The following is a 16589-nucleotide window of genomic DNA, read 5'->3' as shown; positions in this document are numbered from 1 at the left end:
GCTAGGACGCCTTTCGCATCGCCCGGCGGGCGTAGACGGCGACCGCCGCGATGATGATCACGCCGCGGATCACCTGCTTGAAGAACACGTCGACCTCGAGCTGGTTGAAGATGGCGTCGATGCTCGCGAGCAGCAGCACGCCGCCGACCGTGCCGACAACGCCGCCGCGCCCGCCGGCCAAGGCGGTGCCGCCGAGCACCACCGCGGCGATCGACTCCAGGTCGTACAGTCCCTCGGTGCCGACCCTCGGTGCGCCGGCGCCGAGACGACTGGCGAGGTAGATCCCGGCGAGGCCGGCGCAGAGGGCGCACAGCACATGGGCGGTGACGAGGACCCGGCTGTTCCGCACGCCGGAGAGCCGGGCGACCTCCGGGTCACCGCCCACGGCGATCAGGTGGTGGCCGAAGCGGGTGCGCGCCAGCACGAACCAGGCCGCGGCGGCGACGGCGAGCAGCAGCAGGAACGACAGCGGCACCGGGCCGATGCGCTGGTACCCCAGGCCCTGCACCAGGGCGGGTGCGGTCTTGCCGGCCGGGCCGTCGTATCCGTTGTCGAGGTATCCCTTCAGCAGCAGTCCGACGCCGACGGTCGCGATGAAGGGGTTGATCCGCGCCGTGGTGACGAGCAGGCCGTTGACGAGGCCGATCGCGCTGCTGACGGCGAGCGTCAGGCCGATCGCCGGCAGCAGCGCACCGTCGTCACCGGCCATGGTCTCGGCGGCGACGAGGGTGCTCAGGCTGACCACGTACGCCACGGACAGATCCAGCGAGCCCCCGACGACGACCAGCGTCTGGCCGACCGCGACGAGGCCCAGACCGGCGGCGACGTGCAGCAGGCTCACCGTCGTCGGCACGCTGAACAGCCGGCCGCCGTCGACCGTGACGACGATCCAGCCGATCGCCAGGGTGAGGACCAAGGCGACGAACACGCCGGGCGGGGTCCACCGGGCCGGCGGGGACAGCGCGCCGCTCATCCGGCCGCCTCCCCCACGGTGCCGACCGCCAGGGCGACGACATCCTCCTCTGACGCGCCGGCGGGCAGCTCGCCGGCGATCCGGCCGTCGCGCATGACGATGATCCGGTCGCTCATGCCGAGCAGCTCGGGCAGCTCGGACGAGACCATCAGCACGGCGGCGCCGTCGCGGGCCAGCCGGCGGACGAGATCGTGGATCGCCGACTTGGCGCCCACGTCGATGCCCCGGGTCGGCTCGTCGAAGAGCAGGATCCTCGGGGCGAGCACGAGCCACCTGGCCAGCACGACCTTCTGCTGGTTGCCCCCGGACAGGAAACGGATCTCCTGGTCCTCCCCCGCAGCGCGAAGCTCGACGGCCGCGAGCAGCTCCCGGACCCGCGCGGTCCGGGCACCGCGGCCGCCCCGGCCCGGGCGGACGGCGCGGACGGCGCGGGCGGCGCGGACGGCCAACAGCGCGTTGTCGAGCACCGACTGCTCGGCGACGATCCCTTCGCCCTTGCGGTCCTCGGAGACGTAGGCGATACCGGCCCGTATGGCGGCGCGGGGCGAGCGCAGCCGGACCGGCGCTCCGTCGACGGTCACCTGGCCGGTGCTGAACGGTGCGGCGCCGAACAGTGCGCGGGCCAGCGCCGACCGGCCGGAGCCCTGAAGGCCGCCTACGCCGAGCACCTCGCCGGCGCGCAGCCGTAGGTCGATGCCGCGCAGCTTCCGGTTGCCTCCGCCCCGGACAGTCAGCCGCACCGGGCCCAGCTCCTGCGGCTTCGCCGGGGCGGGGTAGTAGCTCGACAGCTCGCGGCCGACCATGTGGCGCACCAGCTGATCGGCGCTGGTGTCCGCGGTGTCCAAGGTGGCCACCGCCCGGCCGTCCTTGAGCACGGTGATCCGGCTGGACAGGTCGAAGACCTCCTTGAGGCGGTGCGAGACGTACAGCACGCCTATCCCCTGCTCCTGGAGCCGCCGTACGAGCGCGTAGAGCTGGTCGACTTCGTGGTCGGCGAGAGCCGCGGTGGGCTCGTCCATGATGAGCAGCCGCGCGTCGAGGGCGAGCGCCTTGACGATCTCGACCACCTGTTGTTGCGCCACGCCGAGTCGTCCCACGCGCGTGTCGGGCGGTAACGAGCCCTCCCCGATCGAGGCGAGGAGCCCCGCGGTGTGGCTGAGCATCGCCCTGCGGTCGACGAGCCCGCGGCGCAGGGGCTCGCGGCCCAGCCAGACGTTCTCCGCGACGGTGCGCTCGGGCAGCAGGGTCAGCTCCTGGTAGACGGTGCCGACACCGGCCTGTTGGGCCTCACGCGGGCTGCGGAACGTCCGTGGTGCGCCGGCGAACTCGACCGTTCCCTCGTCGGGCTGGTGGACGCCGGACACCACCTTCATGAGCGTGGACTTGCCGGCGCCGTTCTCGCCGACGACCGCGTGCACCTCGCCGGGCCGGACCTGGAGGTCGACGCCGTCGAGCACCCGCACGCCGAGGAACGACTTGCCGATGCCTCGCAGAGCGAGCAGCGGCGACGGCAGCAGGCCAGACATCGTGGGAACCTCTGTATTCGCGTCGTCAGGTCGAATAGCCGTGAACTTTCGCCGGACGTGATGGCGACATCGCGGCCCCGAGGGTAAATGCCTGGATGAGTGCCTGGCAATACCAGCAGACATCAGCGATTGATAAGCCAAAATCTGTTATCGAATCGGCCCGTCCACAGTCGCGCGCCAAGTCACGACGGCTGATGCGCAAAATGTGTTATGGAATCGGCCCGACGACAGTCGCGCGCCAAGTCACGACGGCTGATGCGCAAAAAGTGTTATGGAATCGGCCGCACCCGATTCATATTGACTGTTGCGATACCCCGCTGCATGCTGGCCGGCAGACCACGGGAGAGGTCGCATCTGGTGTGGCTCCCCTTGCTTGTGACTCCCCTTGCTTCCGTAGGGACTTGACTGCCCGTCACGGCGGACGGGACGACGAACCGACGGCACATGCGTGCCTACGACGCGCTCGGGCACTCCGGCGCATCTTCAGGTGCGGCCGACGCGTGCCCGTGGTCATGCCATCGTTGCTCCGCCGAAATAGGAGACGGCATTGCGTCGCATCATCGTTATCTTCGGGGCGATCGCGAGCGTGCTCCTGTCGCTCGTCGTCGCCCAACCGGCGTCAGCGGCGCCGGCCTTTCGAGCCCTGGTCTTCACGAAGACGGCCGGTTACCGGCACGATTCGATCCCGGCCGGCCTGTCGATGTTCCGGGAGCAGGCGGCGGCCAACGACTTCGAGTTGGTCCACAGCGAGGACTCGAGCGTTTTCACCCCGGAAAACCTCGCCACCTTCGACGTGCTCATCATGTTCCAGACCTCGGGAATGGTGTGGACCACGGCGGCCCAACGCCAGGCGGTGGAGGGCTACCTCGCCAGCGGCAAGGGCATCGTCGCGATCCACAACGCCACGGACATGGGCATAGAGAACGAGTACCCGTGGTGGGACCAGACCATCAACGGCGGCGCACACATGCCGGAGCACTCCCCCGGCGTGCTGCCCGGCACCGCCATCGTCGCGGACAAGAAGCACCCGTCGACGGCCGGCCTGCCTGACCGTTGGAACCGCAGCGAGGAGTGGTACAACTTCGACCGCAACCCCCGCGGCGACGTCCATGTCCTGGTCACCGCGGACGAGCGCACGTACAACCCGGGCCCGCGCGCCATGGGGCCGGACCACCCCATCTCCTGGTGCCGCAACAGCGGCGGCGGCCGCGTGTGGGCCACCGCCATGGGACACAGCAGCGCGGCCTACAGCGAGACCCATTTCCGCAACCACGTCCTCGGGGGCGTCAAGTGGGCGGCCGGCAAGGAGCCCGGCGACTGCGGCGGCACTGTGTGGAGCAACTTCGAGAAGCGCACCCTCGACGACAACACCGCGGACCCGATGGCCCTCGCGGTCGCCCCGGACGGGCGGGTGCTCTACGTCGAGCGGGCCGGGCAGCTGAAGATCTTCAAACCGACCACGAACCGCACCGTGACAGCCGGCACGCTCAGCGTCTACACCGGCGGCGAGGACGGCCTGACCGGACTGGCGCTCGACCCCGACTTCGCCGACAACGGCTACGTGTATCTGTATCACTCCCCGGCCGGAGTCCCGAACGACATCAACCGGGTCTCCCGGTTCACGCTCACCGGCGACACCCTGAACATGTCGAGCCAGGTGACGATCATCGACATCCCCGCGACCCGGGACCGCACGTTCGCCGAGCCCGGACACACGGGCGGGTACATCGAGTTCGGCCCCGACAAGAACCTCTACATCGGCACCGGGGACGACGTCCCGCCGAACCTCGACTCCAACTGGCAGGGCTACGCCCCGCTGGACTGGCGGCCGGGCAAGGCCAACCTCGACGCCGCCCGCACCGCCGGCAACACCAACGACCTGAGGGGCAAGCTCCTGCGCATCCGGCCGTCGGCGGGCGGCGGTTACACCGTCCCGGCCGGCAACCTCTACCCGCAGGGCACGGCGCAGACCCGGCCGGAGATCTACGCGATGGGCTTCCGCAACCCGTTCCGCTTCTCGATCGACCCGGCCAACGGCTGGGTCTACCTCGCCGACTACGGCCCGGACCGGAACCCGCCCGCGACGAACCGCGGCCCCGAAGGGCTCGTCGAACTCAATGTCATCAAGTCCCCGGGCAACTACGGCTGGCCGTTCTGCCACGGCGACAACCAGGCCTACGCGCCCTACAACCCGGACACCCGGGTCGTCGGCCCCAAGTTCAACTGCAACGCGCCGGTCAACAACTCACCGAACAACACCGGCTTGACCAGCCTCAAGCCGATCGTCGCGCCGAACATGTGGTACGGCTACGGCGTCTCGCCGAACTTCCCCGAACTCGGCTCCGGCGGCTCGGGGCCGATGGGCGGACCGGTCTACCGCTACAACGCCGCGAACCCGTCCGAGACGAAGTTCCCGCCCTACTACGACGGGGTCCACTTCTTCTACGAGTGGTCGCGCCACACCGTCAAGGAGGTCCACTTCGACTCCGCGACCGCCGTCACCCGGACCAACCCCTTCATGCCCGCCGCCAAGTTCCTCAAGCCGATGGACATGGAGTTCGGGCCCGACGGCTCGCTGTACCTGCTCGAGTGGGGCACCAACTTCGGCGGTGGCAACAACGACTCGGGGCTCTACCGCATCGACTACAACCACGGCGGACGGTCGCCGATCGCCAAAGCCACCGGAACGCCCACCAACGGGAACGCGCCACTGAACGTGCAGTTCAGCAGCGCGGGGTCCACGGACCCGGATCCCGGCAGCACGCTCAGCTACCACTGGACGTTCGGCGACGGCACCACGTCCACCGCGGCCAACCCGTCACACACCTACACCGCCAACGGCAACTACACCGCCCAGCTCAAGGTCACCGACAACACCGGCAGGACGGCCTTCGCCAACGTGCCGATCACCGTGGGCAACACCGCACCGATCGTCACCCTCACGATTCCGCCGGGCGGCGGCATGCTGGACTTCGGCGACCGCGTCTCGTACAAGGTGTCCGTCTCGGACCCCGGCGGCGCGCCCATCGACTGCACCAAGGTGTTGGTCAACCCCGCCCTCGGCCACGACGACCACCAGCATGAGACCACGCTACCCGGGGTGCTCGGGCACCATCGACACGAAGGTGCTCGGCGGGCACCCTGACGGCGCCAACCTGTACTACGTCCTCAACGCCCGCTACACCGACGACGGCGGCCCAGGCGGTGCGGCCCCGCTCACCGGCTACGCCCACACGATCCTCCAGCCCAAGCACAAGCAGGCCGAGTTCTACACGGACCAGTCGGGTGTGCAGATCGTCGAGCAGTCCGGCGCCGAGAGCGGCAAGCGGGTCGGCAACATCTCCGACGGCGACTGGATCGCGTTCAACCCGATGAGCCTGTCGGGCATCACGAGCGTGAGCTACCGCTTGTCGTCGCCGAGCGGCGGCGGATCGATCGAACTGCGCGCCGACTCCCCGACCGGCACGCTCCTGGCCACGACACCGGTGCCCAGCACCGGCGGCTGGAACACCTACCGTTCCACGCCGGCGGTGAACACTGCCGATCTCGCCGGCTCCCACCGGCTCTACCTGGTGTTCAAGGGCACCTCGAACAACTGGCTCGACCTCGACTCGCTCACCTTCGGCGGCAACGGGGTCGGCGAACCGGGCAGCGGCGGCGGTGGCGTGGCCGGTCGGACCTGGACGGTCGCGGCGCAGCACAGCGGCAAGTTCATGGACGTCAGCGAGGCCTCGACCGCTGACGGCGCCCAGATCGTCCAGTGGCCGGCCACCGGCGGCAACAACCAGAAGTGGCAGGCCGTCGACGCCGGTGGCGACGCCGTCCACCTGAAGGCGGTGCACAGCGACAAGTGCCTCGCCGTCACGGGCGGGTCCACCGCCCAGGGCGCGTTCCTTCAGCAGTCCGCCTGCGACAACAGCGACCCGCAGAAGTTCCTCGTCACACCGACCACCACGGTAGGCGTGTACACGGTGAAAAGCCTCCCCAGTGGACTGTGCGTCGACGTCAACGGCGGCTCGACGGCCGACGGCGCACGACTCCTGCAATGGAGCTGCCACGGCGGCACGAACCAACAGTGGCGGTTCACAGCCGTATAGCCCGTCCGGACGGGATGCCCGGCGCGGTTTCGCGCCGGGCATCCCACCCTACGAACAGGTGAGGAACCGCCATGGTGTTTCGAATACCCCGGCCCCGCCGCTACGGACGGCTGTCCGCGCTGGGCACCGTCCTGGTGCTTGTCGCCGTCGGCGCCACCGCGGTGGCGGCACCGATCGAGCCCGGGCAGAGCGCCCCCATCGTGGGCGCGCAGTCCGGCCGCTGCCTGACCGTCCCCGGCGCCGGCACCGCCAACGGCACCCAGACCCACCTCTGGGACTGCACCAGCACAGCCGGCCAGACCTGGACCTACACCGCAGACAAACAACTGACCGCCCACGGCAACAAGTGCCTCGACGCCAGCGGACGCGGCACCACCAACGGCACCGCGGTCATCATCTGGGACTGCAACGGCCAGAACAACCAGCAATGGAACGTCAACCCCGACGGCACCATCACCGGCGTCCAGTCCGGACTGTGCCTCGACGCCAACGCCGGCGGCACCGCCAACGGCACCAGGATCACCCTCTGGTCCTGCAACGGCGGCACCAACCAACGGTGGAACTCGCCGACCCCGCCGCCGGACCCACCGGACCCGCCGGTGCCGGGCGGCGCGGGCACATGCGACATCTACGCCTCGGGCGGCACCCCCTGCATCGCCGCCCACAGCACCGTCCGAGCGCTCTACGGCACCTACAACGGCAACCTCTACCAGGTCCGGCGCTCGTCCGACAGCACGACCCGGAACATCGGCGTCCTGAGCGCGGGTGGCACCGCCGACGCGGCGACGCAGGACTCGTTCTGCGCCGGGACCACCTGTGTCATCACCGTCATCTACGACCAGTCCGGCCGCGGGAACGACCTGTGGTACCAGGGATCGAGTGTGGTTCCCGGCTCCAACCAGAGCCGCCCGGCGATAGCGACGTCCGAGTCGCTGGCGGTCGGCGGCAGCAAGGCCTACTCGCTCTACATCAACCCCGGCAACAGCTACTGGCGGGACGGCCACTTGACCGGCGTGCCGACCGGCAGCGCCCCTGAAGGCATGTACATGGTGACCAGCGGCACCCATGTCAACGGCGGCTGCTGCTTCGACTACGGCAACAGCGAGACGACCCGAGCGGCCGACGCGGCCGGAGCGATGGACGCCATCAATTTCAGCACCCAGTGCTGGTTCGGCGGGTGCGCCGGCAGGGGCCCCTGGGTCCAGGCCGACCTCGAATGGGGTCTCTACTCCGGTGGCAGTCAGACCTGGAACCCGAACCAGCGGGCGTTCACCAGCAAGTTCGTGACGGCGATGTTGAAGAACAACGGGACGAGCCGTTTCGCGCTCAAGGGTGGGAACGCCCAGACCGGAAGCCTGACCACGCTCTGGGACGGCGCGCTTCCGCCCGGCTACAGCCCCATGAAGAAGCAGGGCGCCATCATCCTCGGCAGCGGTGGTGACTGCTGCAAGCCCGGCGGCGGCGCGAACCTCAGCGCCGGCACCTTCTACGAGGGCGCGATGGTGTCCGGATACCCGTCCGACGCAACCGAGAACGCGGTACAGGCCAACATCATCGCCGCCGGCTACCGCTGAGTCGCTCCGTCCTGCGCCGACCAGCGCCGACCAGCGCCGGACGCGAGCATGGGCGGACGGGTGAAGGCGGTACGTGACATCACGTGCCGCCTTCACTCCCATCCCGGCGAGCCGGGCGCACCACTTCCATCAGCGTGTTCATACCGATTACCGAGGAGCTCAGAGATGAGACGGATCCTCATGGCGGTCGCCGCGGTGCTCGCCATCGCGGTGGCGTCGCTCGGAGGGCCGGCGGTCGCGTCGCCGGCAGCCGCCGCTGCCACGCTCGTCGAGGTCACCAACTTCGGCACCAACCCGACGAACCTGCGCATGTACCTGTACGTGCCGGACCGCCTGGCGGCGCGGCCCCCCGTCGTGATCGCCTCGCACTACTGCGGGGGAAGTGGCCCGGCCTTCCACAACGGAAGGCCGTACGCCTCGCTGGCGGACCGGTACGGCTACATCGTGATCTACCCGTCGGTGACGCGCAGCAGCAAGTGCTGGGACGTCGCGTCGCCACAGGCACTGCGGCGCGGCGGAGGCAGTGACCCGGTCGGGATCATGTCGATGGTCGACCACGTGAAGCAGAGGTACCCCGTGGATCCCGCCAGGGTCTTCGCCGTCGGTGAGTCGTCCGGGGCGATGATGACCAACGTCCTGCTCGGCCTCTATCCGGACGTGATCGCCGCGGGTGCCTCGATCGCCGGCGTACCGTTCGCCTGTTTCGCCACGACCAACGGCTCGGAGTGGAACTCCGACTGCGCCCAGGGGCGGATCACGAAGACCCCGCAGCAGTGGGGTGACCTGGTACGCAACGCCTACCCGGGGTACACCGGGCCGCGGCCCCGGATGCAGATCTGGCACGGCACCAACGACGACATCCTGCGGTACCCCAACTTCGGGGAGCAGGTCGAGCAGTGGACGAACGTGCACGGCCTCAGTCAGACGCCCGTGTTCACCGACTCGCCGAAGGCCGGCTACACCCGCACCCGGTACGGCGGTACGGGCGGCGCCGCGCCGGTCGAGGCGATCAGCGTGCAGGGCCGGGGGCACGGGCTGCCGGACGAGGCCGCGGAAACCATCCGCTTCTTCGGCCTTGACGCGACGCCGCCGACCACCCCACCGCCGACGACGGCTCAGCAGATCGTGGGCGCGCAGTCCGGCCGCTGCCTGACCGTCCCCGGCGCCGGCACCACCAACGGCACCCAGACCCAACTCCAGGACTGCACCGGCACAGCCGGCCAGACCTGGACCCACACCGCGGGCAAACAACTGACCGTCCACGGCAACAAGTGCCTCGACGCCGGCGGACGCGGCACCACCAACGGCACCGCCGTCATCATCTGGGACTGCAACGGCCAGAACAACCAGCAGTGGAACGTCAACCCCAACGGCACGATCACCGGCGTCCAGTCCGGACTGTGCCTCGACGCCAACGCCGGCGGCACCGCCAACGGCACCAGGACCATCCTCTGGTCCTGCAACGGCGGCACCAACCAGCAGTGGAGCCGTCGTTGAGCGGCGGAGCCGTCCTTCTGCCTGCCGAACAGAGAAAGCCGCACACCGACCTGGCCGTCGGTCGACCCGGTGTTCGTTCGTAGAACTCGGAAGGGCCACCGCACCGTGGCAGGTGGCCCTTCCAGCGTGCCGTGTCGGCTCAGGAGGGGGGCAGGGTCCATTTCTGGTTGGCTCCGCCGTGGCAGGTCCACAGGTGCACGAGGGTGCCGTCCGACGAGCCCGCGCCCGACACGTCCAGGCACTTGCCCGACCGCGGGTTCCGCAACGACCCGTCCGCAGCCGCCTGCCAGTTCTGGTTGGCTCCACCGTTGCAGGACCACAACTGGACTTTCGCCCCGTCCGCCGTGCTGTTGCCGCTGACGTCCAGGCACTTGCCCAACGCCTTGATCGTCGACCCCGGCGTCACCGTCCACTGCTGCCCCGCCGAGCCCGTACACGACGAGATCTGCACCGCCGTCCCATCCGCCGAGCCGCCGTTACGGACATCCAGACACTTACCCCCGAGCCCCATGACCGGACCCACGCCGGGCGTGGGCGGCGGGCTGCCGCCCAGCTCCTTGATCCGCACGTTGCGGATCGATACGTCGTCCCCCGTGCCGTGATTCTGGATGCCGACGTGGCCGGCGAGCGAGCGGGCGGGGTCGGCGTTGGTGAAGTCATTGATCTTCACGCCATTGAGCCAGACCTGGAGCCGCTCGCCCTCCACCAGCAACTCGAAGGTGTTCCACTCGCCCGGTGGGTTGAGCGCCGCGTCCCTGGCAGCGGTGTCCGGGGCCTTGACGGCGTAGATCGAGCCGGTCGTGCGGTCAGGCGCGTCGGTGGCGTCGATCTGGACCTCATAGCCGTTGTTCAGTGCCGACTGCGGGTCGCTCGACGGTGGGAAGCCCACGATCACACCCGAGTTGTCGTCGCCGGCCGTCTTCCAGTCCAGCTTCAGCGAGTAGTTGGTGAACTGCCGGGCGCTGTACCAGAGCATGCCCAGGCCGCCGTACGAGGCGAGGGTGGCGTCCGAGTTGGTGAAGCCGCCTGGGCCGGCCTGCGCCCAGCCGGTGGTCGAGCCGTTGTAGAGGGTCGTATAGCCGGTCTCGGGCCGGCAGTCGGCCTTGGTCCGGCCTGCCGCGTACCGGATGCCGCCGAGCAGGTGCGCCCGGAACGCCGGCTCCGCGTACGACGCCTGGCTGTGCCCGCCACCGGTGTAGAAGGACCGGCCCCCCGAGTGGGTCTTGCACCAGGTGTGCGGGTGGTCGGCGCCCATCGAGCCGCCCGAGTACGACGACTCGTCCAGCGTGGTGAGCACGCGCGCGGTGGTACGGGGGTTGGTCCGGAAGTTGTACCACTCATCGGTGCGGGTCCATGTCTGCGGCAGGTGGGCGGTCGCCGCGTGCGCCCGCCCCTCCACCTTGACGTCGGCCTGCTGGATCGCGGGGTGCGAGGCGAAGTAGGCGCCGACCAGATCGCCGTAGAACGGCCAGTTGTACTCCGTGTCCGCGGCCGAGTGGACGCCGACGAAGCCGCCGCCCGATCCGATGTACGACTGGAACGCCGACTGCTGGGCGTCGTTCAGAACGTCGCCGGTGGTGTTGAGGAAGATCACCGCCTCGTAGCGGCTCAGGTTGCCGGTGGTGAAGTGGTTGCCGTCCTCCGTGGCCGTCACCGTGAAACTGTTCGCCGCGCCGAGGTCGCGGACGGCCTGGATCCCTGCCGGGATCGAGTCGTGCCGGAAACCGGCCGTCTTGGAGAACACGAGGACGTCGTAGGACGTGTCCGCGGCATTGACGGGGCTGGGCTGCCCGAGGAGGACCAGGGCGGCGAGTGTCGCGGCCGCCCCGCCGAGCAGGCTTCGGGGTTGTCTGCGCATGTCCGTCGCTCTCTTCCGGGTGACAGAAATCAGGGCAGGGTCCACTTCTGGTTGGCTCCGCCGTGGCAGGTCCACAGGTGCACGAGGGTGCCGTCCGACGAGTTGGCGCCCGACACATCCAGGCACTTGCCCGACTGCGGATTCCGCAGCGACCCGTCCGGGGACGCCTGCCAGTTCTGGTTGGCTCCACCGTTGCAGGACCACAACTGGACCTTCGCCCCGTCCGCCGAGCTGTTGCCGCTGACGTCCAGGCACTTGCCCAACGCCTTGATCGTCGCCCCCGGCGCCACCGTCCACCGCTGCCCCGCCGAGCCCGTGCACGACGAGATCTGCACCGCCGTCCCGTCCGCCGAGCCGCCGCCACGGACGTCCAGACACTTACCCGCGAGCCCTACGACCGGACCCACGCCGGGTGTCTGGCCTCCGCCGGGATTGAACGTGAACGCGTCGACGTCGAAGAGGAATCCGGAGCCGCCGGCGAAGGTCAGGTAGAGCGTGGTGGTGCCGGCCGGTGCGCCGGAGATCGAGCCGCTCACGGTGGTGAAGCTCGTCCACGAGCCGGTGACCGGGACGGTGGCGGAGCCGAGGACGGTGCCGGTCGGCGAGCCGGCCCGGACCTGCAAGGTGCCGCCCGCGCCGGCTGACGACACCCGGGCGCTGAACGAGGTGGCGTTGCTCAGCTTGTACGGCTCGAATGCGATCCAGTCGCCGTTCTCGATGTCACCGACGGACTTGCCGCCCTCGGCGGTCGACTTGTCGAGGGTGGCGATGCCGGACGACGTCTTGTAGTGCTCGGCCTGCCGGTGCTTCGGCTGGAGGATGTGCTGTGTGTGCGTGGTGAGTCCGGCGTTGTCGGTGTACTCGGCGTCGAAGACCCCGAAGATGTTCGCCGCGTCGTCGTGCTCACCGTCGACCGGGATGGTGATCGTGCCGGAGCAACCGGTCTTCGAGGTGATCGGGTGGCCGTGGCTGTCGTGACCGACGATGTACGTCAGCTTGACCTTGGTGCAGTCGACCGTGCCGTCCTCCGGATCCGTCACGGTGATACGGAACGGCACGGTGTCGCCGAAGGCGAAGATCTCCCCCGCGGCGGGGCTGTCGATGGTCACGGTCGGCGCGGTGTTGCCGACGGTGATCCGCACCTCGGCGGTGCCGGTGGCACCCTGCGGGTCGCGCACGGTCAGCTTGGCGGTGTAGTCGCCGTTCGTTTCGTACGTCTTCGTCGGGTTGGCGGCGGTGGAGCTGGTGCCGTCACCGAAGCTCCAGGCATAGGTCAGTGCCCCACCGTCGGGGTCGGACGAGCCGGCCGAGGAGAAGGTCACGGTCAACGGCGCCGCGCCGGAGGTCCGGTTGGCGCCGGCCACCGCCGTGGGCGCCCGGTTGCCGCCGCCGACGTAGTCGAAGCGGTAAAGGGCGGAGTTTTGGTCGCCCTGGTACCACCCGGTGCCGTAGTCCAGCACGTAGTAGGAGCCGTCCGGGCCGAAGGCCGAGTCGATCACCTGCTTGCCGGTCCAGGGGAAGCTGTCGATGGTCCCCGGGGAGCCGTCGGCGTTGAGGTGGATCGGCTTGATCCAGCCGCGGCCGAACTCCGTGGCGAAGAACTGCCCGTCGAACGACTGCGGGAACTTCGTGGGCGAGCTGACGTCGGGGTCGTACCGGTACACCGGGCCCGCCATCGGCGACTCCGAGCCGCCGCCGAACGCAGGCGGGCTGCCGGCGTCGCCGCCGTAACGGATCCAGGCGGCCTTGGCGGGGGGCAGCGTGCTCAAGCCGGTATTGCGGGAGGAGTTGTTCGTCGGCCCGCCCGAGCAGTTGTACTTCGCGCCTGCCGTGTTGGTGGCGAAGTCCCACTCGGCGTACGTCTCGGAACTCGTGTTCGTGCCGGTGCAGTACGGCCACCCGTAGAAGCCCGGTCCCGTGACGCGGTTGAACTCGACCTGGCCCTGCGGCCCGCGCGCCGAGGTGGCGCCGGCGTCGGGGCCGTAGTCGCCGACGTAGACGATGCCGGTGGCCTTGTCCACGCTCATCCGGAACGGGTTGCGCAGGCCCATCGCGTAGATCTCCGGCCGGGTCCTGGCCGTACCGGGCGGGAACAGGTTGCCTGCCGGGATCGAGTACGACCCGTTCTCGTTCACCTTGATCCGTAAGATCTTGCCGCGCAGGTCGTTGGTGTTGGCGGCGGTGCGCTGCGCGTCGAACGCCGGGTTGCGGCCCGCCCGCTCGTCGAGTGGGGAGTATCCGGCGGACTCGAACGGGTTGGTGTCGTCTCCGGTGGACAGGTACAGGTTGCCCGCCGCGTCGAAGTCGATGTCTCCGCCTGCGTGGCAGCAGGTACCTCGGTCAGCCGCCACATCGAGGATGTCCACTCTGCTGGACTGGTTGAGCGTGAAGTCGGCGTTGAGCGTGAACCGGGAAAGCCGGTTGACACCCTGCCACACCGACCAGTTGCCGCCGGTGGTCGGTGCGTCGCCTCCTGGTGTGGACAGCGGCGGGGCGTAGTAGAGGTAGATGTGCCGGTTGGTGGCGAAACCCGGGTCGATGCCGATGCCCTGCAAGCCGTCCTCGTCGTGCACGTATACGGGGATGCTGCCGATCACCGTGGTGGTGCCGCTCGCGTCCGTGCGGCGCACGGTCCCGTTGCGAGCGGTGTGCAGCACCGACCGGTCGGCGAGTACGGCCAGCGACATCGGCTCACCCACCTCCGCGACCCCGCGGGCCAGTTGGACCTGCTGGAAGTCGGCGGCGTTGATCGGGTGCGCCGAGGCCGGGGTCGTACTGGACAAGGCCGCGGTGAGAGCGGCCGCGATCAGGAGCAGAGCCGAACAGATGGCCGGCCAACGCGCGGGAGCCCTCTTGATTTTCGCGAACATGACAATGCAGTCCCCTTCCTGAACAGGTGGCTGCCAGGCTTGGGGCGCGCGCTGCCGCGCCGATGCCGTAGCGAGATGCGTCGCTTCGGCCTGCTGGGTGTGCTTCAGCAGGCCACTACGCCGAGCGGGGGCAACAGCTCGGAAACAGGAGAAGTCGATGGCTACCGCGCTGTCGGGTCACATCGACGACCGTGACGGTACACCGACAAGACTAGAGGGCTTCAGCCCACTACGTCCATACTTCCCTCCGGACCAGCCAGGCTTTTGGTCTGTTGTGGAGCAAGTTACGAAGGACCCGAGCCCTGTCAGGACTCGGCGCCATCTCCCACCCGGATCGGCGGGACGCAGACGGGTGCGTGCGTCATCGCCGCCGCCCGCGCGACAACCCGGCCGAGCCCGGCCACACCTTCGCCGACCACGAACGCACCCTGCCACCGCAGCCGAGGCCGCGCGACTCACCACATCCTGCAAGATCGCGGCCATCAGCCGCCCCCGGCGAAGGCGACCAGTTTCTCTACTGCACCGGCCCGGCCGAAGTCAGCGACACGGCCGACCAGTCCGCGCGACCACCCCGGGCCCGCAAGTCCTGCACGCCAGCGCTCTCACACAGGTCTCACCAACTGTGCGGACTCCCCGAAACACACCCGTCCCTGGATCGACTGGACGCCCCTGGACGGTCGTTACGGCCTGTGCCATGTGGCGTTGCCCTTCCAGTCGCCCGCAGTCCCTCCCGCGCACGAAGCCACGGGACAGGAAAGATCCGGACCATACGCGGACCAACCGAGCCGCTCGCAGGCGCTGTACCACCAGTAGACACAGAACCTGCTGGCTCCCGGAGCTTTCTTGATCCGAAACGGGGGATGATGTGCACGAACCAAGATCAGCAGTTGAATTGACACACCCGCGCCCCGCGGGCGGGGGCGCGCTCTGTGCCCCAGTTGCCGGGGCGCAGAGCGCGGCACGGTCACACCACGACCGGCAGGTGGGTCACGCCGCGCAGGCTGACCAGGCCGTTCCACTGGACCTTGCCGTCCAGGGCCATGGCGGGGAAGCGGCGGACGAGTTCGCCGAGGGCGACCCGGCCCTCGATCCGGGCCAGGGTCGCGCCCAGGCAGTGGTGCATGCCGCCGCCGAAGGAGAGGTGGCGGCGGGCGTTCTCGCGATCGACCTTCATTTCCTCCGCGTCGGGGCCGAAGACCTCCTCGTCGCGATTGGCGCCCGCCAGGTTGGCGAGGATGAAGGAACCGGCGGGGATCTCGTGGCCGCCGACCCGGTAGGGCTGGAGGGTGACGCGGCGGCTGAAGTGCACCGGCGGCTCATGGCGCAGCACTTCCTCCACCGCATTCGGCACCAACTCGCTTTTGTTGTGCAGGAGTTCCCGCTGGTCCGGGTGGCGCAGCAGGGCGTGCGCGCCGGCTGAGATCAGGTTGACGCTGGTCTCGTAGCCCGCGACGTAGAGCATGGTGACCTGGGCGACCAGCTCGTCGTGGGTGAGCGTGTCGCCGTCGTCCTCGGCGGCGATGAGGGCGGTGAGCAGGTCGTCGCCCGGCTCGCGCCGCTTGCGGGAGATGGCGTCGCTCACCACCTCGAAGATCTCCGCGTCGGCCGCCTCGATCACCCTCATCACCTCCCGGTCCGGGGTGAGTTCGACCGAGCGCATCAGCAGCGTGGTGAGCATCCGCATGTGCCCGGTGTCGATCGGCGGGATCCCGAGCATGCGCGAGATGACGGTGAAGGGCAGCGGGAACGCCAGCGACTCGACCAGGTCCCCGCCGCCCGCGTCGGCGACGCCGTCGAGCGCCTCGGTGACCAGGCCGTGGATCATCGGCTCCAGCCGGTTGACCGCGCGCACCGTGAAGGCCTGGGTGACCAGCTTGCGCAGCCGGGTGTGGTCCGGCGGGTCCCGGTCCAACAGTGCCAGCCCCTTCAGGCGCGGCTTGTCCGTCACTCCCGCCTTCGCGTAGGCGTCACGGAACGGGCCCGGGGCGACGCGGCTCTGTTCGACGGACAAGTCCGAGCGCACCAGCGCGGACACGTCCTCGTAGCGCGAGACCATCCAGAAGCCGCCCGGGTGTTCGTGCACGGGCGCGTGCCGGCGCAGCTCCGCGTAGTGCGGGTACGGGTCCTCCTGGAACTCCCGGGTGAAGGGGTAGAAGATCACGGATTGGTCCGGCGAAGCGGTGCTCATGGTCCG

7 protein-coding genes and 1 pseudogene are annotated in these 16589 nt (G+C 69.4%); 3 read left to right on the top strand and 5 right to left on the bottom strand.

The window, feature by feature from the left end:
• Position 1: 1 nt before the first annotated feature.
• Both KUM44_RS39570 and KUM44_RS39565 read right to left on the bottom strand, forming a co-directional pair.
• Complete coding sequence (locus KUM44_RS39570) at positions 2-973, bottom strand: ABC transporter permease (protein WP_217214605.1); 972 nt, start codon at positions 971-973, stop codon at positions 2-4.
• On the bottom strand, positions 970-2499 hold the full coding sequence (locus KUM44_RS39565) for a sugar ABC transporter ATP-binding protein (RefSeq protein WP_217214604.1): 1530 nt from the start codon (positions 2497-2499) through the stop codon (positions 970-972). Before KUM44_RS39565 ends, KUM44_RS39570 begins: the two co-directional genes overlap by 4 nt.
• A 547-nt stretch (positions 2500-3046) precedes the next feature.
• On the opposite strand from KUM44_RS39565, the pseudogene KUM44_RS39560 reads away from it, so the two are divergent.
• From KUM44_RS39560 to KUM44_RS39550, 3 genes and pseudogenes are all read left to right on the top strand, one after another.
• Positions 3047-6596 (top strand): annotated as a pseudogene (locus KUM44_RS39560) (ThuA domain-containing protein).
• Between the two features lie 71 nt (positions 6597-6667).
• Complete coding sequence (locus tag KUM44_RS39555; RefSeq protein WP_217214603.1) at positions 6668-8170, top strand: arabinofuranosidase catalytic domain-containing protein; 1503 nt, start codon at positions 6668-6670, stop codon at positions 8168-8170.
• Positions 8171-8335: 165 nt separating this feature from the next.
• Entirely contained in the window at positions 8336-9667 is a 1332-nt protein-coding gene (locus tag KUM44_RS39550; RefSeq protein WP_374202121.1) for a PHB depolymerase family esterase, read from the top strand.
• A gap of 139 nt (positions 9668-9806) precedes the next feature.
• On the opposite strand, the gene KUM44_RS39545 is transcribed toward KUM44_RS39550, so the two are convergent.
• From KUM44_RS39545 to KUM44_RS39535, 3 genes are all read right to left on the bottom strand, one after another.
• Positions 9807-11525 (bottom strand): ThuA domain-containing protein, encoded by a 1719-nt coding sequence (locus KUM44_RS39545; protein WP_217214602.1) that lies wholly within the window; start codon positions 11523-11525, stop codon positions 9807-9809.
• Between the two features lie 29 nt (positions 11526-11554).
• On the bottom strand, positions 11555-14395 hold the full coding sequence (locus KUM44_RS39540; protein WP_217214601.1) for an RICIN domain-containing protein: 2841 nt from the start codon (positions 14393-14395) through the stop codon (positions 11555-11557).
• A gap of 964 nt (positions 14396-15359) precedes the next feature.
• A complete protein-coding gene (locus KUM44_RS39535; protein WP_217214600.1) occupies positions 15360-16583 on the bottom strand; it encodes a cytochrome P450 in 1224 nt (407 codons plus the stop codon).
• Positions 16584-16589: the final 6 nt, after the last annotated feature.

This window comes from Streptomyces sp. AC550_RSS872 (genome assembly GCF_019049285.1).
Classification (GTDB): Bacteria; Actinomycetota; Actinomycetes; order Streptomycetales; family Streptomycetaceae; genus Streptomyces.
Note: the sequence above shows the minus strand (reverse complement) of the source record. Positions and strands in the feature narration are given on the sequence as shown.

Bases quoted from the DNA above. Each gene is read 5' to 3' on its own strand.
- KUM44_RS39570 (WP_217214605.1), bottom strand. From the start codon at position 973: ATGAGCGGCGCGCTGTCCCCGCCGGCCCGGTGGACCCCGCCCGGCGTG.
- KUM44_RS39565 (WP_217214604.1), bottom strand. From the start codon at position 2,499: ATGTCTGGCCTGCTGCCGTCGCCGCTGCTCGCTCTGCGAGGCATCGGC.
- KUM44_RS39555 (WP_217214603.1), top strand. From the start codon at position 6,668: ATGGTGTTTCGAATACCCCGGCCCCGCCGCTACGGACGGCTGTCCGCG.
- KUM44_RS39550 (WP_374202121.1), top strand. From the start codon at position 8,336: ATGAGACGGATCCTCATGGCGGTCGCCGCGGTGCTCGCCATCGCGGTG.
- KUM44_RS39545 (WP_217214602.1), bottom strand. From the start codon at position 11,525: ATGCGCAGACAACCCCGAAGCCTGCTCGGCGGGGCGGCCGCGACACTC.
- KUM44_RS39540 (WP_217214601.1), bottom strand. From the start codon at position 14,395: ATGTTCGCGAAAATCAAGAGGGCTCCCGCGCGTTGGCCGGCCATCTGT.
- KUM44_RS39535 (WP_217214600.1), bottom strand. From the start codon at position 16,583: ATGAGCACCGCTTCGCCGGACCAATCCGTGATCTTCTACCCCTTCACC.